Source organism: Oscillochloris sp. ZM17-4 (genome assembly GCF_019599295.1).
Lineage (GTDB): Bacteria > Chloroflexota > Chloroflexia > Chloroflexales > Chloroflexaceae > Oscillochloris.
Map to the genome: position 1 here is coordinate 176023 of NZ_JAIEWN010000005.1, position 24366 is coordinate 200388.

20 protein-coding genes and 1 pseudogene are annotated in these 24366 nt (G+C 68.8%); 15 read left to right on the forward strand and 6 right to left on the reverse strand.

Features of this window, described 5'->3' with window-relative positions:
* The 5 genes from K2Z83_RS06690 to K2Z83_RS06710 all read left to right on the forward strand — a co-directional run.
* The coding region (locus K2Z83_RS06690) for an extracellular solute-binding protein (RefSeq protein WP_220594389.1) at nucleotides 1–1326 on the forward strand (1326 nt) is incomplete at its 5' end.
* A 91-nt stretch (nucleotides 1327–1417) separates the two neighbouring features.
* Nucleotides 1418–2401, forward strand: a complete 984-nt coding sequence (locus K2Z83_RS06695) for a carbohydrate ABC transporter permease (RefSeq protein WP_220594390.1) — start codon at nucleotides 1418–1420, stop codon at nucleotides 2399–2401.
* A 9-nt stretch (nucleotides 2402–2410) separates the two neighbouring features.
* Nucleotides 2411–3313: a carbohydrate ABC transporter permease gene (locus tag K2Z83_RS06700; RefSeq protein ID WP_220594391.1), complete on the forward strand. Its 903-nt coding sequence runs from the start codon at nucleotides 2411–2413 to the stop codon at nucleotides 3311–3313.
* Between the two features lie 20 nt (nucleotides 3314–3333).
* Nucleotides 3334–4053, forward strand: a complete 720-nt coding sequence (locus K2Z83_RS06705; RefSeq protein WP_220594392.1) for an HAD family phosphatase — start codon at nucleotides 3334–3336, stop codon at nucleotides 4051–4053.
* Between the two features lie 70 nt (nucleotides 4054–4123).
* Nucleotides 4124–6364 carry a glycosyl hydrolase family 65 protein gene (locus tag K2Z83_RS06710; protein WP_220594393.1) on the forward strand — a complete coding sequence of 747 codons (2241 nt, stop codon included), beginning with the start codon at nucleotides 4124–4126 and terminating at the stop codon, nucleotides 6362–6364.
* Nucleotides 6365–6403: 39 nt separating this feature from the next.
* Here K2Z83_RS06710 and K2Z83_RS06715 read toward each other — a convergent pair whose 3' ends face one another.
* The 4 genes from K2Z83_RS06715 to K2Z83_RS06725 all read right to left on the reverse strand — a co-directional run bounded on the left by K2Z83_RS06715 (nucleotide 6404) and on the right by K2Z83_RS06725 (nucleotide 10679).
* Entirely contained in the window at nucleotides 6404–7537 is a 1134-nt protein-coding gene (locus K2Z83_RS06715) for an ABC transporter permease (protein ID WP_220594394.1), read from the reverse strand.
* Nucleotides 7538–7631: 94 nt separating this feature from the next.
* Complete coding sequence (locus tag K2Z83_RS06720; protein WP_220594395.1) at nucleotides 7632–9173, reverse strand: ABC transporter ATP-binding protein; 1542 nt, start codon at nucleotides 9171–9173, stop codon at nucleotides 7632–7634.
* Between the two features lie 430 nt (nucleotides 9174–9603).
* Complete coding sequence (locus K2Z83_RS28830; RefSeq protein ID WP_255603452.1) at nucleotides 9604–9729, reverse strand: hypothetical protein; 126 nt, start codon at nucleotides 9727–9729, stop codon at nucleotides 9604–9606.
* A complete protein-coding gene (locus K2Z83_RS06725) occupies nucleotides 9723–10679 on the reverse strand; it encodes a transposase (RefSeq protein WP_220594396.1) in 957 nt (318 codons plus the stop codon). Before K2Z83_RS06725 ends, K2Z83_RS28830 begins: the two co-directional genes overlap by 7 nt.
* Nucleotides 10680–10882: 203 nt before the next feature.
* Here K2Z83_RS06725 and K2Z83_RS06730 point away from each other — a divergent pair, with 203 nt between their 5' ends.
* From K2Z83_RS06730 to K2Z83_RS06750, 5 genes and pseudogenes are all read left to right on the forward strand, one after another.
* Entirely contained in the window at nucleotides 10883–11494 is a 612-nt protein-coding gene (locus tag K2Z83_RS06730) for a nucleotidyltransferase family protein (protein ID WP_220594397.1), read from the forward strand.
* 539 nt (nucleotides 11495–12033) lie between these two features.
* Nucleotides 12034–12207, forward strand: a complete 174-nt coding sequence (locus K2Z83_RS06735; RefSeq protein ID WP_220594398.1) for a hypothetical protein — start codon at nucleotides 12034–12036, stop codon at nucleotides 12205–12207.
* 217 nt (nucleotides 12208–12424) lie between these two features.
* A complete protein-coding gene (locus K2Z83_RS06740) occupies nucleotides 12425–13501 on the forward strand; it encodes a LacI family DNA-binding transcriptional regulator (protein WP_220594399.1) in 1077 nt (358 codons plus the stop codon).
* 442 nt (nucleotides 13502–13943) lie between these two features.
* Nucleotides 13944–14588: an L-ribulose-5-phosphate 4-epimerase gene (locus K2Z83_RS06745; protein ID WP_220594400.1), complete on the forward strand. Its 645-nt coding sequence runs from the start codon at nucleotides 13944–13946 to the stop codon at nucleotides 14586–14588.
* Between the two features lie 12 nt (nucleotides 14589–14600).
* Nucleotides 14601–15617, forward strand: a pseudogene (locus K2Z83_RS06750) (L-arabinose isomerase); the annotation flags it as partial.
* On the opposite strand, the gene K2Z83_RS06755 reads toward K2Z83_RS06750, so the two are convergent.
* A complete protein-coding gene (locus K2Z83_RS06755) occupies nucleotides 15611–16870 on the reverse strand; it encodes a S10 family peptidase (RefSeq protein WP_220594402.1) in 1260 nt (419 codons plus the stop codon). The pseudogene K2Z83_RS06750 and the gene K2Z83_RS06755 sit on opposite strands and share 7 nt — an antisense overlap.
* Before the next feature lie 82 nt (nucleotides 16871–16952).
* Between K2Z83_RS06755 and K2Z83_RS06760 the strand changes: the two genes are divergently transcribed.
* From K2Z83_RS06760 to K2Z83_RS06780, 5 genes are all read left to right on the forward strand, one after another.
* Nucleotides 16953–17690: a triacylglycerol lipase gene (locus tag K2Z83_RS06760; RefSeq protein WP_220594403.1), complete on the forward strand. Its 738-nt coding sequence runs from the start codon at nucleotides 16953–16955 to the stop codon at nucleotides 17688–17690.
* A gap of 75 nt (nucleotides 17691–17765) precedes the next feature.
* Nucleotides 17766–18941: an ArsA family ATPase gene (locus K2Z83_RS06765; protein ID WP_220594404.1), complete on the forward strand. Its 1176-nt coding sequence runs from the start codon at nucleotides 17766–17768 to the stop codon at nucleotides 18939–18941.
* 297 nt (nucleotides 18942–19238) lie between these two features.
* Complete coding sequence (gene dnaN / locus K2Z83_RS06770) at nucleotides 19239–20372, forward strand: DNA polymerase III subunit beta (protein ID WP_220594405.1); 1134 nt, start codon at nucleotides 19239–19241, stop codon at nucleotides 20370–20372.
* Between the two features lie 430 nt (nucleotides 20373–20802).
* Nucleotides 20803–21501, forward strand: coding sequence for a response regulator transcription factor (locus K2Z83_RS06775; protein WP_220594406.1), 699 nt, complete (start codon nucleotides 20803–20805; stop codon nucleotides 21499–21501).
* Nucleotides 21502–21567: 66 nt separating this feature from the next.
* Entirely contained in the window at nucleotides 21568–23673 is a 2106-nt protein-coding gene (locus K2Z83_RS06780; protein ID WP_370650087.1) for a TolB family protein, read from the forward strand.
* 16 nt (nucleotides 23674–23689) lie between these two features.
* Here K2Z83_RS06780 and K2Z83_RS28835 read toward each other — a convergent pair.
* A partial coding sequence (locus K2Z83_RS28835; RefSeq protein WP_255603459.1) for an FHA domain-containing protein occupies nucleotides 23690–24366 on the reverse strand: 677 nt, incomplete at its 5' end.

A 24366-nucleotide genomic window follows, 5' to 3' on the forward strand; every position in this document is an offset into this window, starting at 1 on the left:
GCCCTGATCGCCGGCCTGATGGCCGCCCTGATCGCCGCCTGCGGCCAGGCCCCCGCACAGACGTCCCCCACCGCCGCGCCCGCCGCCATGGCCGACACCGCCGCGCCCGCCGCCCCCGCATCCGGCGACTGCATGGGCATCGCCGTCGAGCCGGGCGCGACCCTGCGCTTCCAGGCCGCCGGCAACCCCACCGAGCAGCAGCTCTACATCGACGGGGCCAAGCGCTTCGAGGAGGCCTGCCCCGGCGTGAAGCTGACCTTCGAGCCGCTGAACGACTACCAGACCCAGATGAAGGCCGCCTTCTCGGCCGGCACCGCCCCCGACGTCTTCCTGCTCGACGGCGAGCTGATGGGAGCCTTCGCCCCCAACGGCCTGCTGCTGCCCCTGGACGCTGCCATGGCCGCCGCCGGCGTGAAGGCCGACGACTACTTTGGCCCCACGCTCACGCTCTACCAGCAGGACGGCAAGACCTACGGCCTGCCCAAGGACTTCAACCCGCTGGTGGTCTTCGTCAACACCGACATCGCCAGCGCCGCCGGCGTGGACCCGGCCGCGATCAAGACCTGGGACGACTGGTCGGCCGCCGCCGCGAAGATGACCCAGGGCGACGGGCCGGGCAAGCAGTACGGCCTCTGCCTGAACTCCGACATCCTGCGCTCCGGCGCGCTCGTCTTCCAGACCGGCAACCAGTTTATCGACGGCGGCAAGGCCGTATTCAACGACCCGAACGGCGACAAGGCGATCGAGTTCTGGAAGAGCTTCAAGGACGCCGGCACCGGCGCGCTCTACGGCGACCTGGGCAAGGGCTGGTGCGGCGAGGCCTTCGCCGGCAAGGTCACGGCCATGGCCGTCGAGGGCGGCTGGATCGTGCCCTTCCTGGCCGACCCGGCCAACGGCGCGACCGACCTGAACTACACCGCCATCCCGCTGCCCATCCCCGCCGGCGGGACGCAGGCCAGCTGGCTGTTCACCAACGCCATCGCCGCCAACGCGGCCAGCACGTACCCCCAGGCCGCCGCCGCCGCCGTGCTCTTCCTGACCGGCGAGGCCAACCAGAAGGCGCTCATCCCCTCCGGCCTGGCCCAGCCCACCTGGAAGTCGCTGGCCAGCGACCCCTACTACAGCGACAACCCGGTGGCGAAGACCCTGGTCGAGGCCGGCAGCTACGGCAAGCTGGCCGACGCGGTGCTCGGCGGGCCGGTGAAGAAGGGCGATGTGATCGCCAAGCTGAACGAGGCCCAGGAGCGGATCTTCCTCGGCACCCAGACGGTGCCCGAGGCGATGAACCAGGCCGCCACAGAGGTTGACGCCATCCTGTCGCGGTAGTAGGGCGCCGCGCCCCACGTGTAGGGCCGAAGCATTCGGCTTTGTCGCGGAGCGACACAGCCGGGTGCTTCGGCCCTACGGAGGACACCCAATGGCAACCGCAACACCGGCCGCCCCGGCGGGCCGCCCCAGCCGCGCCCGCAGCCTGGCCCGCCGCGAGGCGATCACCGCCTACCTCTTCATCGCCCCCTACCTGATCGTCGCCGCCGTCTTCACCGTGGGCCTGCTGGTCTACGCCTTCGGGATCAGCTTCACCAGCCTGACGGCCTCGTTCGCCGCCGCCAACGCCAGGTTCGTCGGCATCGACAACTACCTGCGCGCCATGACCGACGCCGACTTCCTGGCCGCCCTCGGCAACGCCTTCTGGTACTTCGTGATCGTCAGCTTCTTCCAGACGATCGGCGCCATCCTGCTGGCCGTGACCCTGAACGCCAAGCTGCAGGGCATGCGCGTCTACCGCACCCTGCTCTACTCGCCCAGCGTGGCCTCGTCGATCGTCATGTCGCTGATCTTCCTCTGGCTCTACCTGCCCACCGGCTTCATCAACTACCTGCTGGGCACCGACATCCCCTGGCTCACCACGCCCGACCGCATCTTCGCCCCGCTCTGGGGCGCCGTCGGCCTGGGCGGCGTGCCGGCCTTCCTCCAGGGGCCGAGCGTGGCCTGGGCCTCGATCATGGTGCTGTCGATCTTCACCACCATCCCGACCTTCATGGTCATGTTCCTGACCGCGCTCCAGGATGTGCCGGGCTTTGTCTACGAGGCCGCCGCCATCGACGGGGCCACCGGCCCGAAGGCCTTCTGGTACATCACCCTGCCCCTGCTGCGCCCAGTGATCGCCCTGGTGGTCATCCTCGGCACCATCGGCACCTTCCAGGTCTTCGACCAGGTGGCCATCCTGACCAAGGGCGGCCCGCTGAAGACCACGCTCACCCCGGCCTTCCTGATCTACCAGAAGACCCTGGGCACCGGGACGCAGGCCGAGGCCGGCTTCGCCGCCGCCATGGCCTTCATCCTGGCCTTCGTGATCGTCGCGATCACCCTCGTCCAGCGGCGCATGATCGAGCAAGACTAGGAGGACCTTATGGCAACGACAGCTAGCAGCCGGCCTGTGGCGGCCACGCCCGCCGAGGGCCGGACGGCCTCCTTCTATATCAGCGCCATCGTCCGCTACGGCCTGCTCTCCCTGATCGCCCTGATCGCATTCATGCCCTTCGTGCTCTCGTTCCTGGGCACCTTCAAGACCAACGTCGAGCTGACGACCTTCCCGCCCAAGATCCTGCCCGACCAGTGGGGCTGGGAGAACTGGGCGCGGGTGTGGGCCTTCTCGCTGCCCAGCATCGACGGCGCGGTCATGCCGCGCTGGATCTGGAACAGCACCTGGCTGGCCCTGGTGAACGTGGTGAGCCAGCTCTTCTTCTGCTCGCTGGCCGGCTACGCCTTCGCCCGCATGCGCTTCCCCGGCCGCGACATCATCTACAGCTTTATCATCGCCACCATGGCCATCCCCGGCGTGATCACGATGATCCCCGGCTTCGTCTTCTTCGCCCGCCTGGGCTGGATCAACACCTTCTGGCCGCTGATCGTGCCGAGCATCGTCACGCCCTTCGGCATCCTGATGCTGACCCAGTTCTTCAAGTCGATCCCCAAGGAGCTGGAGGAGGCCGCCGCGATCGACGGGCTCTCGCGCTTCGGCAGCTACCTGCAGATCGCCCTGCCGCTCTCGCGCCCGGCCCTGATCACCCTGGCCATCCTCTCCTTCCAGGGCTCGTGGAACAACTTCACCGCACCGCTGCTCTTCCTCCAGCGCCCCGAGATGATGACGCTCACGGTGGGCATGAACTTCTTCCGTACCCAGTTCTCCAACGACTTCAGCGCCATCCTGGTCGGCGCGATGTTCAACGCCATCCCGGTGCTCGTCCTCTTCTTTGTCCTCAACCGCTACTTCCTTGAGAGCGCCAGCTACTCTGGCCTTGCGGGCCAGTAATGGTGAATGTTGAATGTTGAATGCTGAATGCCAGAGGGCAGCTATTCAACATTCAACATTCACCATTCAACATTATGAACAACGCATGCATCTTCGATGTCGACGGCGTCCTGATCGACACGCCGCACGAGCGGGCCTGGGGCGCGGCGCTCGACAGGCTGGGCTATGGCTCGGCCGGCTTCTCGACGCCCTTCTACCTGGCCCACCTGGCCGGGCGCCCGCGCATGGAGGGCGCCGTCGCCGCCCTGGCCGCCCTCGGCGTGCCCGACCCGGACGGCCTGCGCGCCCGGCAGTACGCCGGCCTGAAGCAGGCCATGATCGTCGAGCTGATCGCCTCCGGCGAGTTCGCCGCCTTCCCCGATGCGCTGCGCCTGCTGCTGCGCCTGCGCGCGGCCGGCGTGCGCCTGGCCGCCGCCTCGTCCTCCAAGAACGCCGACGCCTTCATGGCCCGCGTCCCCGTCGCCCCTGGCCAGACTATGCGCGACCTGTTCGACGCCAATGTCTGCGGGGCCGACCTGCCGCGCGGCAAGCCCGACCCGGCGATCTTCCTCGCCGCCGCCGCCGCGCTCGGCCTGCCGCCCGCCGCGTGCCTGGTCTTCGAGGACTCGCCCGCCGGGGCGCGCGCCGCCATCGCCGGCGGCATGGCCTGCGTCGGCGTGGCCCGCCTGGATGACGCCGTCGTCCTGCGCGCCGCCGGGGCCGACCCGGTGGTGACAACGCTGGACGATTTACGCATGTAGGGCCGAAGCATGGTGTAATGCTCGCTTTGCGAGCATTACAACATGCTTCGGCCCTACGGGATGCACACCTATGAACCTGATCCCGCCCCTCTCCGCCGACCCGTCCTGGCTCTTTGTGGTCGATGGCTACGACCCCGACCGCGAGGCATCTGTCGAGGCGGTGCTGGCGATCGCCAACGGCTACGTCGGCACCCGCGCCGCCGTCGATGAGGGCGGCCCCCACAGCCGGCCAGCCACCCTCATCGCGGGGGTCTTCGACACGCCCGCGCTGCCCCAGGCCCCCGAGCTCGAGTCCCCCGTGCCCGAGCTGGTCGTCGCGCCCGACTGGTCGCGCCTGCGGGTGCTGCTCGGCGGCGGCGAGCTGCGCCCCGCCGCCGCCGATCTGCGCGCGATGCGCCGCACCCTGGACATGCGCCAGGGCCTGCTGCTGCGCCGCTGGCGCGCCGGCGGCGTGGGCCTGTCCAGCCTGCGCCTCGCCTCGCTGGGCGACCGCCGCGCCCTCGCCCAGCTCGTGCTGGTCGAGCCCGCCGCCGACGGCGAGATCTGCCTGGAGCTGAGCGTGGACGGGCAGGTGACGAACGCGAACGACACGCGCCACCTGGCGCCAGTCTCCTGCTTCCCGGCGGCGGGCGGCGGCGTCCTGGTGATGCGGACGATCCAGTCGGGCTACACCATCGCCCTGGCCTCCCGCGCCGAGCTTGTCGGCCCGCCGCCGGCGGGGCTGCGCCGCGAGCTGTCGTTTGAGGCCGGCCGGCTCACCGAGCGGATCAGCTTCTCCGCCCAGGCCGGGCGGGCCTACCTGATCCACAAGCTCGTCGCCCTGGCCACCAGCCGCGACGGGGCCGACCCGGCGGGCATGGCCGCCGCCCACCTGGCGGATCTGCGCGCCGGCGGCGTGGACCGGCTGCTGTCCGACCACATCGCCGCCTGGGCCGAGCGCTGGGCCGGCGCCGGCCCCGAGATCCCCGGCGACGCGGAGGTGCAGCGACAGGCCCGCTTCGCCGTCTACCACCTGATCGGCGCGGCCAACCCCGACGACGAGCGGGCCTCGATCGGCGCCCGCGCCCTGACGGGCGAGCGCTACCGCGGCCACGTCTTCTGGGACACGGAGATCTTCGCCTGGCCGCCGCTGCTCTACACCCACCCGGCCAGCGCCCGCGCCCTCCTGATGTACCGCTACCACAACCTGCCCGGCGCGCGGGCCAAGGCCGCCGCCATGGGCTACGCCGGCGCCCTCTTCCCCTGGGAGTCCGCCGATACGGGCGAGGAGGTCACGCCCGACTCGATGCTCAGCGGCGGGGCGCGCGTGCCGGTGCTCACCGGGGGCGAGGAGCACCACATCGCCGCCGACGTGGCCTACGCCGCCGCCCAGTACGCCCTGGCCACCGGCGACCAGGCCTTCCGGCGCGGCCCCGGCGCGGCGATCATGCTCGACGTGGCCCGCTTCTGGGCGTCGCGGGCCGAGCCCGACGCCGACGGGGCCTTCCACATCCGCCGGGTGATCGGCCCGGACGAGTATCACGAGACGGTGGACGACAACGCCTACACCAACGGCCTGGCCGCCTGGGCGCTGCGCGCGGCCGCCGACCTCGCCGAGGAGCTGGGCGGCGCTGGCGCGGGCGAGCCGGCGCGCTGGCGGGCGGTGGCCGACGGCCTCGTCACCGGCTGCGACCCCGCCAGCGGCCTGATCGAGCAGTTCTCCGGCTACCACCTGCTGGAGCCGATCGATCTGGGCGGCCACGACACAAGCATTGCGACGGTCGACGCGCGGCTGGGCTGGTACGCGATGCAGAGGACCCGCGTGCTGAAGCAGGCCGACGCGCTGATGCTGCTCATCCTGCGCTGGGACAGCTACCCGCCGGCTGCCCACGCGGCCAACTTCGCCTACTACGAGCCGAGCACCAGCCACGACAGCTCGCTCAGCCTGAGCTTCCACGCCCTCTTCGCCGCGCGCCTGGGCCGGCTCGACATCGCGCAGGCATACCTGCGCCGCGCGGCGCTGATCGACCTGGACCTGGGCCGCCGGGGGCACGCCGGGGCCAGCGACGGCGTCCACATCGCCGCCCAGGGCGGGATCTGGCAGGCCCTGGCCCTCGGCTTTCTCGGGATGCGCCCGGCGGCCGAGGGGCTCCGCTTCGCGCCCCACGTGCCGGCCGGCTGGCGCAGCCTGACCATGCCCATCGCCTGGCGCGGGTCGCGGCTGCGCGTCACCGCCTGGCCCGACGGGCGCGTGGAGGCTACGCACGAGGGCGGCCCGCCCGTCCGCGTAGCCCTCGGAGCCAACGCAGCGTGGTCTGATTGCAGATTGTAGATTGCAGATTGCAATCTGCAATCTACAATCTGCAATCACCTACCCCCCCCAGCTCTTCGCGATCGAGGTCTCCTCGCCGGGGCCGCGCTTGGGGATGCGGTAGATAAAGCGCACGATCTGGTCGGCGGCGACGAACATAATGATCAGGGCCTGGACAATCTTGATCACATCGATGCTCAGGCCGGCGCGCACCTGCATCAGGCTGGCCCCGGTGAGCAGGCCGCCCCATAGGATGCCCGAGGCGATGATGCCGAGCGGGTTGGAGCGGGCCAGCAGGGCCACCGCGATCGCGTCGAAGCCCAGGCCGGCGAGCAGGTCGGCGCTGAGCGCGCCGCGCACGCCGAGCACCTCGCCGGCCCCGGCGATCCCGGCCAGCCCGCCCGAGAGCGCCATCGTCAGCACGATCGTGCTCGGCACGCTGATCCCCGCGTAGCGCGCCGCCGAGGGGTTCGCCCCCGCCGTGCGCAGCTCGAAGCCGATCGTCGTCTTGTAGAGCAGCCACCAGACCGCGAAGGCCAGGGCGATCCCGATCAGGATGCCCATGTGCAGGCGGGTCGTGTCGCCGATCTGGAAGCCCGGCAGCCGCGCGCTGTCCTCGATGAAGCGCGTGCGCGCCCCGGTGGTGTCCTCCGGGTCGCCCAGCAGATAGGGCGTCTTGCTCTTGATCAGCCACTCGGTCAGGCGCAGGGCCACATAGTTGAGCATGATCGTCGTGATCACCTCGTGGGCGCCGGTGCGCGCCTTGAGGAAGCCCGCGATCCCACCCCAGAGCGCGCCGCCCACCGCGCCGGCGGCCAGGGCCAGCGGGACGTGGATGATCGCCGGCAGCTTCAGGGAGGTGGCGACGATGACAGTGAGCACCGCCCCGGCGTAGAGCTGCCCCTCGGCGCCGATGTTGAACAGGCCGCCCTTGAAGCCCAGGGCCACCGCCAGCCCGCAGATGATGTACGGCGTCGAGCGGACCACCGTGTTGCCGATGCCGCGCCAGCTGCCGAACGAGCCCTCCCACAGCCCGATGTAGGCCGTCAGCCAGTCGCCGCCGGTCAGCCCGATCATCAGCGCGCCCACCACCAGCGCCGTGAACACCGCGAACACCGGCACCAGGGGCGAGCTGTACTGTCTCCACACGGCGAGCAGCCGCGAGGGCGTGCGGGTCTCAAGGCTCTCAGACATGTAGATGTGCTCCAGAAGAAGGGATGTTGGCGACGCCCCGTAGGGCCGAAGCATCCTGCTGACGCGCGAAGCGCGTCAGCAGGATGCTTCGGCCCTACTTGTGTACATCTGCCCCGGCCATCAGCAGGCCCAGCTCCTCGCGGGTCAGCTCGCCGTTGTGTACGGTGGCCACGATCTGGCCGTGGTACATCACCGCGATCCGGTCGGAGAGCGCCAGCACCTCATCGAGCTCGGCCGAGACCACCAGCACCGCCACGCCCTCGTCGCGCTTCTTGACGATCTGGTTGTGGATGAACTCGATCGAGCCGACATCGATCCCGCGGGTGGGCTGGGCCGCGATCAGCAGCTTGAGCGGCTGGCTGAACTCGCGGGCCACGATCAGCTTCTGCTGGTTGCCGCCGCTCAGCGAGCTGGCCGGCACGTGGGTGCTCGGCGTGCGCACGTCAAACTCCTCCACCAGCTGCGCGCAGTGCGCGTCGATCTCCGCCTCGTCGCGGATGATCCCGTGGGCGAAGGGGTCCCGGTAGTACAGCTCCAGCACCGAGTTGTCGGTCAGCTCATACGAGGTGATCAGCCCCTCGCGCTGGCGGTCCTCGGGGATGTGGGCCACGCCCAGCTCGCTGATCTGGCGCGGCGAGGACAGGCTCACATCCTGGCCGGACACCCGCACCGCGCCGGCCTCCTTGGCCCGCAGGCCGGTGATCGCCGCCACCAGCTCCGTCTGGCCGTTGCCCTGCACCCCGGCGATGCCCAGGATCTCGCCGGCCCGCACCGTCAGATCGACCCCGGCCACCGCCGGCAGGCCGCGGTCGTCGCGCACGCGCAGGCCGCGCACCTCCAGCACCGCCTCGCCGGGGTGGGCCTCGGCCTTATCCACGCGCAGCAGCACATCGCGGCCGACCATCATCGCCGCCAGGCTCGACTCCGACGACTCGGCGGGAAGCGCCTCGCCGACCACCTTCCCGCCGCGCAGCACGATGATCCGGTCGGCGATCTCCAGCACCTCGCGCAGCTTGTGGGTGATGAAGATGATCGACTTGCCCTGGTCGACCAGGGTGCGCATGATCCGCACCAGGTCGTCGGCCTCCTGGGGCGTGAGCACGGCGGTCGGCTCATCGAGGATGAGGATATCGGCGTTGCGGTAGAGCGCCTTGATGATCTCGACCCGCTGCTGGGCGCCCACCGGCAGGTCGGCGATCATCGCGCCCGGCTCGACCTCCAGGCCGTACTGGCGCGAGATCTCGCCGATCTGACGGGCGGCCCTGCGCCGGTCGAGGAAGATCGCGCCGCGCATCAGCTCGTTGCCGAGCATCACATTCTCGGCCACCGTCATCACCGGCACCAGCTGGAAGTGCTGGTGGACCATGCCGATGCCGCGCTCGATCGACTCGTGCGGGCTGCTGGCCCGGATGGGCGCGCCGTTCACCAGGATCTCGCCCTCGTCCTGGTGGTAGAGCCCGTAGAGGATGTTCATCAGGGTGCTCTTGCCGGCCCCGTTCTCGCCGAGCAGGGCCAGCACCTCGCCCTTGTGCAGCCTCAGCGAGACATTATTGTTCGCGACCACGCCCGGGAAGCGCTTAGTGATCCCGCGCGCCTCCAGCACCACCTGCCGACCCTGGGCACCGCTCGTTGTCATGCGCACCTCTATCTGGCTTCACCGCGCGGGGGGTGATCGCATTGTAACAAAACTCGCGCCCCGGCGCGAGTCGGGCGCAGGGCTGTTGCAACGATACTGCTGGCAAACCTGGGAGCGCGGGCGTCCTGCCCGCACGCAGGCGAGACGCCTGCGCTCCCAGGATGCGGCAAAAGGCAGTTTGCCAGCAGTATCTTGCAACGTCCCTGGGGCTTCGCCCCAGACCCCATTGTATTGTGGGTTTGGGCGGCAAAGCCGCCCAAACCCACAATACAATAATCTGCGGGGGCGGCTGCGCCGAACTCCCGACCCCACCGTTGTGATGGTGGGCGGGCGGCCCGGCGGGCCTGCCGGCGTAACCGGGGGGCGCGCCGGCATAACCAGATGTTGCGCCGCCTTAACCCGGAGGGCCGCAGACTAAACCGGACGGGCCTCACCCCACTTGCTTCAGCATCCTCTTGCGGATCGTAGGGCTCGCGGTTGTATGCCCGGCCTGGGCGCCCAGCTCCACGGGGGCGGCGGCGACGGCGGTGAACTCCAGGTGATGGGTGGTCAGCATCGGTCATCCCTCTCGGTATGCGGGCACATCCTCGCCAGCAGCGCATCCAAGTTATCGCGCCGCGCCTCCCAGCGGCGCGGGTTATCGGCGATATAGCGCCGCACCGCAGCGAGCCCCCGCGCATCGCGGATAATCCGCTCGTAGTAGCCACGCTGCCACACCGCAGCGCCCGGTCGCCTAGTATGCGCATTGACCCTGCGGGCGACCGACGCCTTGTACGAGCGCACGATCGCCCCGAGCGACCCCGGCGTCACATTAATCCCCAGGCCGGGGGTATCGGCGGCGGCACGCGCCGCCCCGTTGGCGACGGGGGCATCGCCGCCGGCACCGCCGGGGCATTGTAGGGGCGCAGCAGCAGCACGCCAATTCATTGGGTATATTGGAAAATTACCCGGCTGCTGCTGCGCCCCTACCGCATCGCCGCCGGCGGCCGCATCGCCCGCATCGCCGCCGGCGGCCGCATCGCCCGCATCGCCGCCGGCGGCCGCATCGCCCGCATCGCCGCCGGCGGCCGCATCGCCCGCATCGCCGCCGGCGACCGCATCGCCCGCATCGCCGCCGGCGGCCGCATCGCCCGCATCGCCGCCGGCATTGTCGGCGGAATCCACATCGGCCCACATATCATCGGGGGGCATATCCACCCAGCCCGCGCCGGTGGCGTCCGCCCCGCCGTCGTTCGCGACCCGGTCGTTGATGATGATGATCCCATGCATGTGGTCGGGCATCACCACGAACGCATCGAGCGCCACCCGCCCGCCGCAGGCCCCGCGCGACCCGGCGCGGGCCAGGGCGGCCCACTGCTCCTCGGCGATCTGCCGGAGCTGCAGGTTATTGAACAAGTGCTGGCGCTGATAGGTGCAGATGGTGACGAAGTAGATCCCTGCGCGGCCGTAGTCGTAGCCGCGCAGACGGATCGAGCGGCGGTGGTGGTGGTGTGGGTCGTAGGGCATGGCGGTGATCTCTATAGCTCATGTGAGGGACGCCTTACCCTATACCGTCCGAGCGGCCCGTAAGGGCGCTGTCGCGTCCAGCTCCACGGGGGCGGCGGCGACGGCGGTGAACTCCAGGTGGTGGATGGTCAGTATCGGTGGGACTCCTCGTGGTACAATTTCGCCAGCAGGAGCCAGAGCAACAAGGCACAGGCGGCCAAGCCATGCAGCGCCCAATTGCGATAGCCCTGCCGAGCGATGATCTGCGCCCCTACCGCGCGCGCTGGCGCATCAGCGAGCTGGCGCTGTTTGGGTCGGCGCTCCGCGCGGACTTCCGCCCCGACAGCGATATCGACCTGCTGGCGAGATTCGAGGCCGGGGTGTCCTGGGGCCTGCTCGATCACGCGCAGATGCAGCAGGAGCTTGCCGCGCTCGCCCGCCAAGACCATCTCCAGGAGGCGGTGACCGTCACGGCCTGGCTGGTCGACAGCCTCACGCCGCACCTGGCAGCCCTGGAGCCGCCCCTGCGCGTCGTCGTGCAAGACTATCTGGACGCGCTGGCCGGCGAGCGGCGAGTGTTCATCAGCGACTATCATCCCTACCTCCGCGCCGGCGACGCCTTCAACCAGACCCCGGAGGGGCGAGCGCTGCTCAACGCGCGCTGGCAGGTCGAGCCGACCTTCGCCTGGCTGGTGCGCTACCAGGGCTGCCGACGTGCCCGGCGGGTCGGCACAGCGGCGGCCCAATGCCAGCTCTATCAGGCCTGCGCCGTGCGCAACCTCTTGCTGTGGCTGAGCCGGGTGCGCCGGGGGCTGGCCGCACGCCCGGCCACCTAATCACCCATGCCTGCCCCAGCCTGCCGGCCCTGGGCCGGCGGATGCGGCATGGGCACCCGTCGCCATCGTAATCCATTGCTACCGGACGCCAGAACGGACGCGTCCCCGCGAGCCGACGTCAACGGCGTTTGGGCCTGTCCGCAGGCCGTTCCACCTCCCAGGAGCCGCTCGCCATTCCCCCGTTGAAACCGCGATAGGGCACCTCCACCTCCTATTCTGCAAAGCTCTCCGCCCGGCGTTGAAGCCGGGCGCGACCAAGGCGCGGTTGCGTTTGGTATCATCTCCGACAATACCTTCGCCAAAACTGACCGGGAACGAGTATGGCTTTTGTGGTACCGTTGGGTCGATCAAAACCCGACAACGGAGAGCGCACAAAAGCCATGGAAACCATTCGCCAGAGGGTGAGGATCTCGCTCTGCTCCTACGGCTCTCTGTGTTGGTAGCCGCCCTGCTCCCAGATGAGCAGTGATGACAGCCAGGATGTCAGGTAATCAATTTGGGTTCTGCCCTGTCGATGGGCTGGAGAGCAAAACGCGACTATGAGCGATGATACTGCTGCCCTCATCCCCACTGATGAGCAGGCCGCAGCGCTGGCGGCGGTCGTGCGCGCCGTAGGACGCGCGCTGGAGCAGCGCGGCACCGGCGACTATCGCGGTGTCTATGGGCAGCTCTACGCCCGCTTCGGCATCACGTCGTACAAGAACCTGCGGTGAGAAAAATATGAGCAGGCCCTGACTTGGCCGCAGGAGTGGTACCGCGAGATCACAGCGGTTGAGCGCAGGGCGAAGAACAGGATCGCATCAGAACGTGATCGGACACACCATGTTGGCTCAGCCGTTCTGCCCGCCGCGATAGCACATCTCCCCCCTACCTTTGTGGTAGTATGTGGGCGAGGTTCGCTCCTCTGCCGTCAAGAGGTGTCTGGGACATGTGCAGTTACTCAACATCTATAGCGCAATTATTATGTCGACGCTGCGCCTTCGAAAAGTAACGATCAAGGACATTGCGCGGATCTGCAAGGTCTCTACACAGACGGTGTCACGGGTGCTCAACAAGCGTCCTGATGTCGCCCCGGCTACCCGCGAAGCCGTCGAGAAGGCGATCGCCGAGCTAGGCTATCAGCCCAGCGCGCTGGCGCGCAGCCTGGTTCAGCAACAGAGCTTCACGCTTGGCGTGATCGTCGCCGGGCTGAAGTACCTGGGCGTCTCGCAGACTCTCAACGGTATTGCCGAGCAGTGCGAGGCCTCGGGCTACGCGCTGCTGCTGAAGGAGCTGCCCTTTTTCGACGTCACTGATATCGTGCCGATCATTGAGGCGCTGATCGCGCATCAGGTGGAGGGGATCATCTTCGCCGCCCCGGAGCTGAACGATAATGTGCGCATGGTCCAGGCCCAGCTCCCCGCCTCGTGCCCTCCCATCCTCTTTGTCAAGAGCCGGCCCCACGCGCGCTACACCACCGTGAGCATTGACAACTACCAGGGCGCCTGCACCGCCGTGGAGTACCTCGCTCGCCTCGGGCGGCGCCGTGTGGCCTGCATCAGCGGGCCGATGGAGTGGCTGGAGTCGCGCCAGCGCTGGCAGGCCTGGGCCGATGTTATGGGCCGGGTCGGCTCGCCGTGTTCGGAGGCCCAATGGTGTGCTGGCAATTGGTCCTCCGCTAGCGGCGAGGCCGCCTTCGAGCGATTGATGCGGACCTACCCGGAGATGGACGCCGTCTTCGCCAGCAACGACCAGATGGCTCTCGGCGTGCTTCACTACGCCTATACCCACGGGATCAGAGTCCCCGACGACCTCGCCGTGGTCGGCTTCGACGACCTGAGTGATTCCGCCCAGTTCTCCCCCGCCCTCACCACCGTGCGCCAGCCGCTCCGTGAGCTCGGCATCCTCGCCGTGAAGACCCTGCTCAGCCAGGTCGAGGGCGATGCGACGCCCTCTGCCAGCACGATGATCACCCTCCAGCCCGAGCTCGTCATCCGCGATAGCACCCCCTGCGCTCCAGGCGCCTGAGCCCAGGCGCGGGGTGCGACGTATGGTTTCGGGCTGCCAGCTCCGCCCGGCCGTAAACGGCCGGGCTAATCTACGAAGCCCCTGCGGGGCTGCCGCGATCAGCCCGCGAAGCGGGCTTTGTGGATCAGCCCGGCCGTTTACGGCCGGGTGCCGCGCGTATGCGCCGAAACCATACCCCGCACCCCCATGTGCGCAGAGCCTATTGACAGGGCGCCGCGTTTTTGTTACACTCGGGCCGTTATCGTTAACGGAAACGATAACGGGATCGATGACGACCAATCCGCCTATGAAACACTCCCTCCACTCCAGCGCATAGCCCCGATCCCGCCATCTAACGCCGCCCCGGCGGCTGCCTGATCGCGCGCATTGCTCCTGACACCTACCGTGAGGTGCCAGGCCGGCCCCCTATACCCTTGCAGGCTCCGGCCAAGGAAGACAGATCATGCTCGAAGCACTTAAAGAGAAGCTGTGGAAGCTGCACCTGGAGCTCCCTAAAAATGGCCTGGTGACCTGGACGGGCGGCAATGTCAGCGCCCGCGACCCGGAGACGGGGCTGGTCGTGATCAAGCCCAGCGGCGTGATGTTTGAGGATCTGCGCCCCGAGGACCACGTCGTGGTCGACCTTGACGGCGACATTCGCGAGGGGACGCTCTCGCCCTCCTCAGATACCGCGAGCCACCTCTACATCTACCGGCACATGCCCCACGTCAACGGCATCGTCCACACCCACTCGCCCTTCGCCACGGCCTTCGCCGCCGTCAACAAGCCCATCCCGGTCTATCTGACGGCCCACGCCGATGAGTTCGGCGGCCCTATCCCCTGCGCCGGCTTCGCCCTGATCGGCGGCGAGGAGATCGGCCAGCAGGTGGTCGGGCATATCGGCAGCTCGCCGGCCGTGCTGCTGAAGAACCATGGCGTCTTTACGGTCGGCCCGACGGCGACCGCCGCGGTGAAGGCCGCAGTGATGGTCGAGGATGTGGCCCGCACTGTCTGGTACGCCCTCCAGATCGGCACCCCGGACGAGATCTCGCCCGAGGATGTGGCCAAGCTGCACCACCGCTACACGTATGTCTACGGGCAAAGATAAGAGGAGGCCACGATGCAGATCGACCTTTCCACATACGAGGTCTGGTTCGTCACGGGTAGCCAGCACCTCTACGGCCCGGAGACCCTGGAGCAGGTGGCCGAGCACTCGCGGGCGATCGCCCAGGCCCTCGGCGAGGCGGCGGCCATCCCGGTGCGCGTCGTCTTCAAGCCGGTGGTCAAGACGCCCGACGAGATCACCAACCTCTGCCGCGAGGCCAATAACGCCCCGGCCTGCGTCGGCCTGATCACCTGGATGCACACCTTCTCGCCGGCCAAGATGTGGATCGCCGGGCTGCGGGCGCTGCAGAAGCCCTTCCTGCATCTGCATACCCAGTACAACAGCGACATCCCTTGGGCCGAGATCGACATGGACTTTATGAACCTGAACCAGTCCGCCCACGGCGACCGCGAGTTCGGCTTCATCGCGGCCCGCATGCGCCTGGAGCGCAAGGTGGTGGTCGGCCACTGGCAGGAGCCCGATGTGCAGGCGGGCATCGGGATCTGGGCGCGGGCGGCCTGCGCCTGGGCTGACGCCCAGGGCGCGCGCTTCGCCCGCTTCGGCGACAACATGCGCGAGGTGGCGGTCACCGAGGGCGACAAGGTCAATGCGCAGATCCGGCTGGGCTACAGCGTCAGCGGCTATGGCGTGGGCGACCTGGTGCGCTACACCCGCGAGGTGAGCGACGCCGAGATCGACGCCCTGGTGAAGGTCTATGATGCGACCTATAGCGTGGCCCCGGCGCTGCGCGCCGGCGGCGAGCGCCAGCAGTCGCTGCGCGAGGGCGCCCGCATCGAGATCGGGATCAGGCGCTTCCTTGAGGATGGCAACTTTAAAGGCTTCACCACGACCTTCGAGGATCTCCACGGTCTGGCACAGCTGCCCGGCCTCGGCCCGCAGCGGCTGATGGCCGAGGGCTACGGCTTCGCCGGCGAGGGGGACTGGAAGACGGCGGCTCTGGTGCGCGCGATGAAGGTGATGGCGGCCGGCCTGCCGGGCGGGACCTCCTTTATGGAGGACTACACCTACCACCTGACCCTGCGCAGGGTCTCGGCCACGTCCACGTACTTGTTCTCGTGCTGGGCGTAGCTCCACGGGTGGACGCGCCCGGAGATGATCTCGTAGGGCAGGTCGCTTGCGTAGCCGAGCTCGCCGCGCACGTAGGCGTTGATCGCGGCGCTGTACGGCCCGAGGATCGCGCTGTAGCTCGGGTCGCTCTCGGCCCGCTCGCCCACCCGGTCGCGGTCGATCCCGCGGAAGCGGCTGTCGAGCCGGCCCACGCTGCGCCCCCGCTCGCGCAGCAGCTCCCTGACGAAGCGGTCGTCGCGGACGCGCAGGTCGCAGCCCAGCAGGTAGGCCTCGCTCAGGCCGGTGTAGCGGGACAGGCGCGCGGCGATGTCGGCCCGCCCCTCCTCGCCCAGGGTGTCGCCGCGCAGCAGGGCCAGGGCGTAGTCGCCCAGGGCGAAGGCCTCCACCTCGGCCAGGGTGGCCCGCAGGTCGGCCTGGAGATCATCAGGGAGCCTCTTATGGTAGAAGGCCGCGGCCGCGTAGCTGGGCAGAAACAGGATGTAGGGCAGGTCGTTGCCGGGGTCGAACTCCAGGGTCTGGAAGTTCAGCACCGCCGAGATGAGCATGATCCCGTTGAGGAAGAGCCCGTGGCGCTCCTGGAGGTAGCCGGCCAGACCGCCGGCGCGGGTGGTGCCGTAGCTCTCGCCGATCAGGAACTTCGGCGACAGCCAGCGCCCGTAGCGGGTAGTGTAGAGCCGGATGAAGTCGCCGACCGCCTCGATGTCCTTCTTAAAGCCGTGGAAGGGCTTGGCCGCCTCGCCCGGCACCGCCCGGCTGAACCCAGTGCTCACCGGGTCGATGAAGACCATGTCGCTCTGGGCGAGCAGGGTGTGCGGGTTGTCGCCCAGGCGATAGGGCGGCGGCAGCAGCGCGCCCACGTCTCCCATCTCCACCTTGCGCGGCCCCAGCAGCCCCATATGCAGCCAGACCGACGAGGACCCCGGGCCGCCGTTGAATGAGAAGGTGATCGGCCGGCCGTCGGCGCGCTCGCCGTCGCGGGTGTAGGCCACAAAGAAGATGGTCGCCCTGGCCTTCTCGCCCTCCGAGGTGCCCTCCCCCGCCTTCTCGGCCTCCTCGCGGATCACCATCGTGCCCGCCGTCACGGTGTAGCTCAAGGTCTCGCGGCCGACAACGATCTGGTGGTGCGTCTGCACCAGACGATCCTCGGGCGTGGGCGGGGCCGGCGCGGGCGCGGCGCCGCTGGTCTGCTCGGGCATAGGTCCTCCTCCAATGGACTCTCCAACAAGCTGTGTTCAGCATAGCACAGGCGCGGCCTTGTGCATGCGGTACAATGCGCCTATGTCCACACAGCGGATGCGCGAGGGCGATAGCCCCATCCTGATCGTCGGCGGCTTCGCCAGCAGCGCCCGCCAGTACGAGCCCCTGCGCGCGATACTGGCCGACGTGAGCGGGCGACCGGTCAGCATTGCGCCGATCGGCCGGCTCGACTGGCTCGGCGTGGTCGCCAGCGACAGCTACGGCGCGCTGCTCGGCATCCTCGACCGGGCCGTGCGCGCGGCGCTGGCGGCCCCCGCCGCCCAGCGTGTCACCCTGGTGGCCCACAGCGCCGGCGGGGTGCTGGCCCGGATCTACCTGGGCGACCAGCCCTACGGCCCGCGGCGTCTCTGCTACGGCGGCCACCGCCGCGTCGCTGCGCTCGTCACCCTCGGCACGCCCCACACGGCCGTGGGCGAGGGCCGCCAGGGCGGGCTCAACCAGATCGCCTACGTCCAGCGCGCCTACCCCGGCGCCTACTGGCCCGCCGTGCGCTATGTCAGCGTCATAGGCAAGGGCATCCTCGGCGCGGCCGATGGCCCCCCTCCCGCGCGCGTGGCCTGGCAGAGCTACCGGCTGCTCGGCGTCGAGGGCGCCCAGTGGGGCGACGGGGTTGTCCCGCTGGAGAGCGGCCTGCTCGCCGGCTCGCGCCAGCTGGTGATCCCCGGCCTGCGCCACGACGACCGCCCCGGCCAGCCCTGGTACGGCTCCAGCCCGGCGATCGTGCGGGCCTGGTGGGAGCGGGCGGTGGATATTGCGTGAATGTGCATCAACGTGTACTATATGCACATTCTTCTCTGAGCGATCTTCTCTGAACGATTCTAGACGGCGGCAACGATGCGAATTCTCTTCTACACAGGCAAGGGCGGAGTCGGCAAGACGAGCGTCGCGGCGGCGACGGCGCTGCGCTGCGCCCAGCGCGGCTACCGCACCATCGTACTCAGCACGGACGCCGCCCACTCGCTGGGCGACTCGCTCGGCGTCGAGCTGCGCGCCGAGCCGCTGCTGGTCGCGCCGAACCTCTGGGCGCAGGAGATCAACGCCCTCCACGAGCTCGAGTCGAGCTGGGGCGAGGTCTCTAAGTATCTGGCCGACCTGCTGGCCTGGCAGGGCGTGGAGACGATCGCCCAGGGCGAGCTGTCGGTGATCCCGGGCACGGAGGAGCTGTTCAGCTTGCTCCAGATCAAGCGCCACTTCGACGAGCAGAAGTATGATGTGCTGGTGGTCGACGCCGCGCCGACCGGCGAGACCCTGCGCCTGCTCTCGCTGCCCGACATTATGCGCTGGTGGATCTCACGGCTCTTCCCGATCGCCCGCGCCCTGCTTAAGGTGGTGCGCCCCGTCGCCAAGCGCGTCACCGACATGCCGATCGCCGACGACGACGTGCTCGCCTCGGCCCAGCAGGCGATCGACGCCCTGGTCGATGTGCGCAACATCCTCACCGACCAGCAGGTGACAACGGCCCGCATCGTCATGAACCTGGAGAAGATGGTCATTCGCGAGGCCCAGCGCTCGCTGACCTACCTCAGCCTGTTCGGCTACGCCGTGGACGCGGTGGTGGTCAACCGCATCCTCCCGCTCGATGTGGACGGACACTTCTCCTCCTGGCGCGCGATGCAGCAGGAGTACGCGCCTCAGGTCAACGAGATGTTCGAGCCGCTGCCCATCCTGCGCGCGCCGCACTTCTCGCGTGAGATCGTCGGCACGGAGCTGCTCAGCACCCTGGCCGATAAGCTCTTCGCCGACGTGGACCCGGCCGCCTTCCTCTACCAGGGGCCGGTGCAGCGCGTCGAGAAGACCGCCGGCGGCTTTGACCTGATCGTGCCGCTGCCCTTCGCCTCCGAGGATCAGGTGCATCTCGCCCAGAACGCCGACGAGCTGCTGATCTCGGTGGGCTGGCACCGCCACCGGATCGTGCTGCCCCAGTCCCTCGCCCGCCTGCGCGCCCAAGACGCCTACTTCGAGGACGAGGCCCTGCGCGTGATCTTTCGCCGCGCCGCCGCCGTGGGCTAGGGTGATTGCAGATTGCAGATTGAATGTCGTGGCTCTGCCTCGGGAAAGTTGCTCGCGACACTCGTTGATGCTCATGTATCATGAAGCGGCCTGTGGAGCGTGCTCGGTGCTAGATCGCGTCTAGATGCGCTCTGCTCGATCACCAATCTGCAATCTGCAATCTGCAATCTGCAATCGCCTTAGTGTCCTGTGCTATAATATCGCCCTACCCAAAACGGTTGTTCAGACGCCCCCCGGGGGCGTCTCTGTTTGCACGCGCCCACGGGCGCCTCGGGCGTGAGACAAGGAGCACACCCAATGAAGCTGACATGTCTCCAGGAGAACCTTAAGCGCGGCCTTGCCACGGTGAGCCACGCGGTTGCCGGCAAGAGCACCCTGCCGGTCCTCTCGAATGTGCTGCTGGCCACGGACGGCGGGCGGCTGAAGCTGGCCGCGACGAACCTGGATGTCGGCATCACGCACTGGATCGGCGCCCAGGTGCTGGAGGAGGGCGCGATCACCGTGCCCGCCAAGCTCCTGGCCGATGTGGTCGGCGGCCTGCCGAATGACCGTGTCACCCTGACCCTCGACTCGCGCACCCAGACGGTGAAGGTGGAGTGCGCGCGCTTCACGAGCAATATCAAGGGCATTGAGGCCGATGAGTTCCCGACCATCCCCACGGTGAGCGACCGCGAGCCGACGGTGAGCCTCGCGCCGTCGGCCCTGCGTGAGGCGATCGACCAGGTGGCCTTCGCCGCCGCCAGCGATGACTCGCGCCCGGTGCTCGCCGGCGTCCTGGTGCGCCTGCGCGATAACCGGGCCACCTTCGCCGCCGCCGATGGCTTCCGCCTGGCCACCCGCGTCATCCAGCTCCCCGAGCCGATCGACCAGCCCCAGGAGTTTATCGTCCCCGCCAAGTCGCTGATCGAGCTGTCGCGCATCGCCGCCGATAGCGAGGGCAACATCTCGATGACGATCACCCCCGGCGGCAGCCAGGCGCTCTTCCACTCCGATAACACCGAGCTGGTCTCGCGCCTGATCGACGGCAAGTTCCCCGACTTCGAGCGGATCATCCCCGGCCAGTACCTCACCCGCAGCGTGCTCGACACGGCCGAGCTCGCGAAGGCGGTGAAGCTGGCCTCCTACTTCGCCAACTCCAGCCAGAATGTGGTGAAGCTCACCATCGAGCCGGGCGGCGAGCTCGGCCCCGGCCGCGTGGTGATCAGCTCGAACGCCGCCGAGGTGGGCGATAACACCGGCGAGATCGATGGCATGATCCACGGCGAGGGCGGCCAGATCGCCCTGAATGTCAAGTACCTCGCCGATGCCCTCGCCGCGATCAAGACCGCGCAGGTGGCCCTGGAGACCCAGACGACCCAGAGCCCCGGTGTGTTTAAGCCCGTCGGCCAGGAGGGCTATGTCCATATTGTGATGCCTATGAGCATCCGCTAGCTGCGTGGGGTGCCTGCGGCCCTCTTTCCTCAGGGCTTCTCCAAAGCTCTGGGGCTGCGTCCCAGACCCGGTTTTGTAGTGGGTTTGGGCGGCGAAGCCGCCCAAACCCACTACAAAACATACTGCGGGGGCGGCGAAGCCGCCCCCGCACCCCCACCGGGAGGTGACGTTGTAGAAGCCCTGCCCTCTTCTTGAATATACCTTGTGGAATGCACCCCCATCGGCTATAATAGGCCATCATCTCGAATGTAAACTGTTTCTTACTGGTGTACGCGCTGCTCATCCTCAAGCGGGTGTCGTCGTAGATCCGGTAGATGAAGGTGAGGCTTCAGGCGATGCAGCTGTCCAGAATGTCACGCTCCATCATAAGGATGCCCGGCCTCTGTGCCCTGTACCCTGTACCCTGTACCCTTGCCTAAGGGAGCTGCGTGTGAGTGTTCCATCGAGCGTCACATCGATTGTTCTCGTTCACGCTCACGCCCTCTTTCGCGAGGGGCTACGTCACCATATCTCTGCCCACCCCGAGTTTCGTATCGCCGGCGAGGCCAGCAATGGGCAGCAGGCGATCCAGCTCGTCGATTATACCGACCCCGACCTTGTGCTCATGGAGATCGATCTCCCCGGCGTCAATGGCCTTGAGGTCTCCCGCGCGATCAAGCGCACCCACCCCCACGTCGGCATCCTGCTCTTTAGCGCGGCGATGGACGGCCACCAGGTGGTGAAGGCGATTCGCGCCGGGGTCGCCTCCTATCTCCCGCGCAACATCGAGTGGGTCGATCTGCTCGCTATCCTCAATGATGTCCGCAAGGGCGACTACCCGATCAACGACCTGGTGCTCTCCTTCCCCGAGGTGGCCTCCCAGGTGCTCGCCGCCTTCCGCCAGATGGTGGTCGATGAGGATACCCAGAGCATCTTCTCGCCCCTCTCGCCCCGCGAGCTCGAGGTGCTTGAGCTGGTGGCCGCCGGCCGCACGAATAAAGAGATCGCCCTGCTCCTTGATATCAGCAACCAGACGGTCAAGAACCACGTCTCCTCGATCCTCCGCAAGCTCGCCGTCAACGACCGCACCCAGGCGGTCGTCTACGCGATGCGCCGCGGCTGGATCAAGGTGGTGCTCCCCGGCGACTGACCTCACGCGCTCTTCTCTAGCCCCCACGCCGCGCCGCGCCCGCGAAAGGGGAAAGGTACGTTACCTGTGAAGCCCCTGCGCTACAGAATCTCCACCGCTCTGGTGATGCTCCCCCTCGTGCTCGCCCTGATCCTCTCCGGCTGCGAGCTCTCGTCGGTCAGCGATAGCGAGCAGATCGCGAATGTGGAGACGATCCGCGCCGGTACGCCCTCGGCGACGGCGACGGCGACCGTCACGCTGACCCCGACGACGACCACCACCAGCACAGCGACGGTCGGCCCCTCGCCGACGGCCACCGTCACGCCGACAGCCACCGAGACGCCGCTGCCGCCCACGCCGACGCCGAACCCGGCCCTGACCGGCTTTAGCTTCTGCAATCAGGCGACCGCAGGCTCCAGCGGGCGCTTCTCCGCCCAGCTCACCGATGTGGCCGCCAGCGGCTCCCCCGCCTTTGAGCAGGTGACGTTTCGCTTCGACCCCGGGCCGGACTCGGCCCCCGTCCACGCCGGGGCCAGCTGTGTCAGCGCCAGCGATGCGCTGTCTACGGATGGCATCGTCGAGACCGCCAGCCCCTACATCCTGCGCGTCGAGCTGCCCGGCTGGCTGCGCGATGAGCGATTCCGCACCTCGGCGATCACCCAGACGCTCGCATTCACCACCACCCGCACCATCCGCGGGGCCAGCCTCGTTACCTCCGCCGACCCGGTGGCCGGCGCGACGTTGCTAATTGGCATCGACCAGGCGCTGCCCTATCGCCTCAGCGTCCAGCGCAACCCTACCCGCCTGACGATCGCGGTCGCCCGCAGCTCGCCGATCGTCTCGTCCAGCGATACGCTCCAGATCCCTGCCGGCGGCGGTAAGCCCACGCTCGCCGGGCCGGCCTTCTTCCTGTACGATGGCGATATCTGGCGCCTTGATGACGCCGGCGGCGCGCCGAAGAACCTGACCGACTCGCCCGAGAGCGAGACGGCGCTGGCGGTCAGCCCCGACGGCGCGCGCCTCGCGTTCTGCCGCGCCGCCCCCGGCCTCGACCCTGCGGAGGCCAGCCTGGCGGTGCCGGGCGCGCTCTGGACGATGTCGGCCTCCGGCGGCGACGCGAAGCCGCTGTCCCAGGTCGGCGTCAGCTGCGCCGACCCGGCCTTCAGCACCGATGGCGACACCGTCGCCTTCGCTGTGGACGAGACCGGCGCGCTGCCGACCCAGCGGGCGATCTTTACGGTGCCGGCCGCCGGCGGCACGCCGCAGCGCGCCCAGGCCGTCGGCGATGAGTGGAGCCGCAGCGCGCCCCAGTGGCTCGCCGGCGGCGCGCTGATCTACGCCGCCCAGGCTGAGGACGGGCGCAGCACGCTCTTCCTGCGCGCCCCCGGCGGCGAGGTGATTGATGTGGGCGCGCCTATCCTGGTGGGTGACGGGATGACGGCTCGCTACCGCGGCTTCGGCCGCCCCCTCGCATCGCCCGACGGTAGCCGGGTGGCGGTGGAGGCCCTGCGCAGCGACACGCCCGGGGCCGACATGCTCATCCTCGCCGCTGACGGCAGCCTGCTTGACACCCTCGGCGGGCAGACGGTGCTGCCCCCGCCGCCCACGGCGACGCCTACGGCTGCCCCCTCGGCAACCGCCACGCTCACCCCCACCCGCACGCCAAGCCCGAGCGCCACGCCCGACCCGAGCGCCACGGCGGAGCCCACGGCGACGCCCACGGCCACCGACACCGCCACCCCTACATCCACGGCGACGGCCACGCCTGAGGGCACGCCCACCGCGACGCCCACGGTGACGGCGACGCCGCAGCCCGAGCCGCCGGCCGAGCCCGAGTACAGCGGCCCGTACTGGACTCGCCCCCTCGCATGGGATGATCAGGGCAGCCTCGTCTATATGACCACCCTCTGCGCCGGTACCCTCGTGCAGGACTATCAGATCTATCGGTGGCAGGGGCCGAAGCGCAGCGACCTGATCGCGACTGGCCAGAGCATCACCACGAGCTATGGCGCGGCGTCGTTTGTGGGCGGCGGGATGGCCTATGTGGCGGTCGAGGAGCCATCGCCCGGCCCGCGCGGCCCCCTGGCCGTCGCGCCGCGCAGCCCTGCGCAGATCTGGCTCTGGGACTTCGAGCGCAACGCTCGGGGCAAGATCTTCGATGCGGAGCGGGGGATCAGCGTCTTCGGCTCATAGAACTATGCTGTGTCCGCTACATCATGAAGGTTGTCACCACGCGCCCAAACTGGATGCGGGCGCCGTCGTGGATCGGCGTCTCCACATAGGGCTCCAGGCGCGCCCCGTCGACGCGGGTGAAGTTGGTGCTGTTCAGGTCGGAGATCGTCCACGTGCCGCCGCTGTGGGTAATCTTTGCGTGCTGCCGGCTCACGCCGCCGGCCTCGCCGCCAAACGAGGTGAGGTCAACCTCGGGGAAGATGTTGCTCACCGGGTCTTCGCGGCCGACGATGATCTCGGCCTTGTCGGTCGGCAGGCTGAGGATCTGTCCGCCATCGACGACCACCAGGCGCGGTGTGGGGGCCGGCGTGGCGGGCGGCGGGGCCGGGATGGTCGCCATCGGGTCGGGCGTCGGCACGACGGGTGTGGCCGGCGTGGCGGGCGCGACGGGAGCCACGCCCCCGGTGAGCGCCGCAAGGTCGGCCTGGGCCTTGGCGAGGGCGGTGCGGGCCTCATCGAGGCCGGCGACGACGGCGGTCGGGGTGGCCGCGCCGAACATGGTCTGCATCTGCTCGAACTGGGCGATGATCTGCTGCTGGCGGCCGATCTCGGCCTCAAGCAGCTGCAACGCCTCCGGATCTATGGCCTGGGTGGGCGGGGTGAGCGCCGCAAGGTCGGCCTGGGCCTTGGCGAGGGCGGTGCGGGCCTCATCGA

Coding starts and splice junctions, on each gene's coding strand:
- K2Z83_RS06695 (WP_220594390.1), top strand. CDS start 1,418: ATGGCAACCGCAACACCGGCCGCCCCGGCGGGCCGCCCCAGCCGCGCC.
- K2Z83_RS06700 (WP_220594391.1), top strand. CDS start 2,411: ATGGCAACGACAGCTAGCAGCCGGCCTGTGGCGGCCACGCCCGCCGAG.
- K2Z83_RS06705 (WP_220594392.1), top strand. CDS start 3,334: ATGCTGAATGCCAGAGGGCAGCTATTCAACATTCAACATTCACCATTC.
- K2Z83_RS06710 (WP_220594393.1), top strand. CDS start 4,124: ATGAACCTGATCCCGCCCCTCTCCGCCGACCCGTCCTGGCTCTTTGTG.
- K2Z83_RS06715 (WP_220594394.1), bottom strand. CDS start 7,537: ATGTCTGAGAGCCTTGAGACCCGCACGCCCTCGCGGCTGCTCGCCGTG.
- K2Z83_RS06720 (WP_220594395.1), bottom strand. CDS start 9,173: ATGACAACGAGCGGTGCCCAGGGTCGGCAGGTGGTGCTGGAGGCGCGC.
- K2Z83_RS28830 (WP_255603452.1), bottom strand. CDS start 9,729: ATGCTGACCACCCATCACCTGGAGTTCACCGCCGTCGCCGCCGCCCCC.
- K2Z83_RS06725 (WP_220594396.1), bottom strand. CDS start 10,679: ATGCCCTACGACCCACACCACCACCACCGCCGCTCGATCCGTCTGCGC.
- K2Z83_RS06730 (WP_220594397.1), top strand. CDS start 10,883: ATGCAGCGCCCAATTGCGATAGCCCTGCCGAGCGATGATCTGCGCCCC.
- K2Z83_RS06735 (WP_220594398.1), top strand. CDS start 12,034: ATGAGCGATGATACTGCTGCCCTCATCCCCACTGATGAGCAGGCCGCA.
- K2Z83_RS06745 (WP_220594400.1), top strand. CDS start 13,944: ATGCTCGAAGCACTTAAAGAGAAGCTGTGGAAGCTGCACCTGGAGCTC.
- K2Z83_RS06755 (WP_220594402.1), bottom strand. CDS start 16,870: ATGCCCGAGCAGACCAGCGGCGCCGCGCCCGCGCCGGCCCCGCCCACG.
- K2Z83_RS06760 (WP_220594403.1), top strand. CDS start 16,953: ATGTCCACACAGCGGATGCGCGAGGGCGATAGCCCCATCCTGATCGTC.
- K2Z83_RS06765 (WP_220594404.1), top strand. CDS start 17,766: ATGCGAATTCTCTTCTACACAGGCAAGGGCGGAGTCGGCAAGACGAGC.
- dnaN (WP_220594405.1), top strand. CDS start 19,239: ATGAAGCTGACATGTCTCCAGGAGAACCTTAAGCGCGGCCTTGCCACG.